The organism is Streptomyces sp. NPDC005266, from assembly GCF_040607655.1.
In the GTDB taxonomy this organism is placed as follows: domain Bacteria; phylum Actinomycetota; class Actinomycetes; order Streptomycetales; family Streptomycetaceae; genus Streptomyces.
Genome location: NZ_JBEXHC010000057.1, coordinates 1 through 1,852, shown reverse-complemented (window position 1 = coordinate 1,852; position 1,852 = coordinate 1). Strand labels below are relative to the sequence as shown.

Genomic DNA, 1,852 nt, shown 5'->3' with positions numbered 1-1,852 from the left:
TAGTTGCCCTGACCCGCCGTGCCCAGCACACCCGCCGCCGACGAGAACAACACGAACGCCGCAAGATCCGAATCCCGCGTCAACTCGTCCAGCCAACGCGCCCCGTCCACCTTCGGCCGCATCACCGTGTCGATGCGCTCAGGCGTCAGCGCCGTCACCACACCGTCGTCCAGCACACCGGCCGCGTGAATCACAGCCGTCAGCGGATGTTCCGCCGGAACCGCCGCCAGCACCCGCGCCAGCGCCTCACGATCGGCCACATCACACGCCGCGAACGTCACCGACGCACCCGCGTCGGACAGTTCGGCCACCAGGTCCTGTGCGCCCTCGCCGCCCCGGCGACCGAGCAACAACAGATGCCGCACCCCGTACTCCGCCACCAGATGCCGGGCAACCAAACCGCCCAGCGCACCCCCGGCCCCAGTGATCAACACCGTGCCCTCGCCAGCCAACTCCAGCCGGTCAGGGGCGTCCGGGACGACAGGTGCCAGTCGCGGAACGAACAGCCGCCCGTCCCGCACCGCGACCTGCGGCTCGCCCAAGGCGAGCGCCGACGCCACCGCCGTCTCAGCGGCGTCATCGGCCGGTACGTCGACGAGGACGACCCGGCCCGGGTGCTCGGCCTGCGCCGAACGCAACAGACCCCACACCGCCGCCGTCGCCGGATCCGGAATCCCGCTCACACCACCGTGCGTGACCACGACGAGCCGCGCCTCCGAGGCCTCGGCATCGCCGACGAAGCCCTGCACCAGCGCCAGCACCTCGCCCACCCGGGCACGGACATCGCCGCCCGGCTCGACGTGCTCGACCCGGGAGTCGGGCGCCACACCGGCGGAGCCGTCGACAGCCGCCGCCTCGGTCCAGCGCACCTCGTACAGGGGATCGGCAGCCGCCGCACCCAACTGGGCCAGCCGTTCCCGGGACAGGGGCTGGAGGCGCAGTTCGTCCACGGTCACCACGGGCAGCCCGGCACCGTCGAACGCGGCCACCCGCACGGCCCCGCCCACCTGGGGCGTCAGCCGCACCCGCAGCACCGAGGCCCCCACCGAGTGCAACCGCACCCCGCTCCACGAGAACGGCACCCACAGGTCCTCCGACGGCAGCGGATGCAGGGCGGCGTCCAGGAGCGCCGGGTGAACGCCGAACGCGTCCGGCTCGGCGGGCAGCCGCACCTCGGCGAACAGCTCCTCACCGACCCGCCACATCGCACGCAGGCCCTGGAACACCGGGCCATAGTCGTACCCGAGGCCGACCAGACGGTCGTAGACCTCCTGGCCCTCTACTCGTTGCGCACCCGGCGGCGGCCACGCCGTCTCCAGGCGTTGCGAGGACACGACGGCGTCACGCGACAGCGTGCCGACGGCATGCCGCATCCACTCGCTCTCCGCGTCCTGGGGGCGGGAGTGCACGGCGATCGGCCGGCGCCCGGACTCGTCCGCCGCGCCCACCGACACCTGCACCGCCACCGGTGAGTCCTCCGACAGCACCAGCGGCCGCTCCAGTGTCAGCTCCTCCAGCACAGCGCAGCCGGCCTCGTCGGCCGCCCGCAGGGCCATCTCCACGAAGGCGGTGCCGGGGAGGATGACGGTGCCGAAGACGGCGTGGTCGGCCAGCCAGGGGTGCGTACCGAGGGAGACGCGGCCGGTGAGCACGACATCGCCGCTGTCCGCGAGGCGGACGGCTGCGCCGAGCAGGGGGTGATCCGCCGAGTGCAGACCGAGCCCGGCCGCGTCCACCACCGACCGACCCGCCGGCAACCAGAAGTGCCGGTGCTGGAAGGCGTAGGTCGGCAGGTCGACCAGGCGTCCGCCCTTGGTCCACGCCGACCAGTCGACGTCGACACCGGCGACGA

The 1,852-nt window shown here is 73.2% G+C and carries 1 protein-coding gene; it reads right to left on the bottom strand.

Annotated elements, in window-relative coordinates; all coding sequences use genetic code 11:
- On the bottom strand, nt 1-1,852 hold a 1,852-nt coding region (locus tag ABZU99_RS34820; RefSeq protein WP_356228181.1), incomplete at both ends, for a type I polyketide synthase.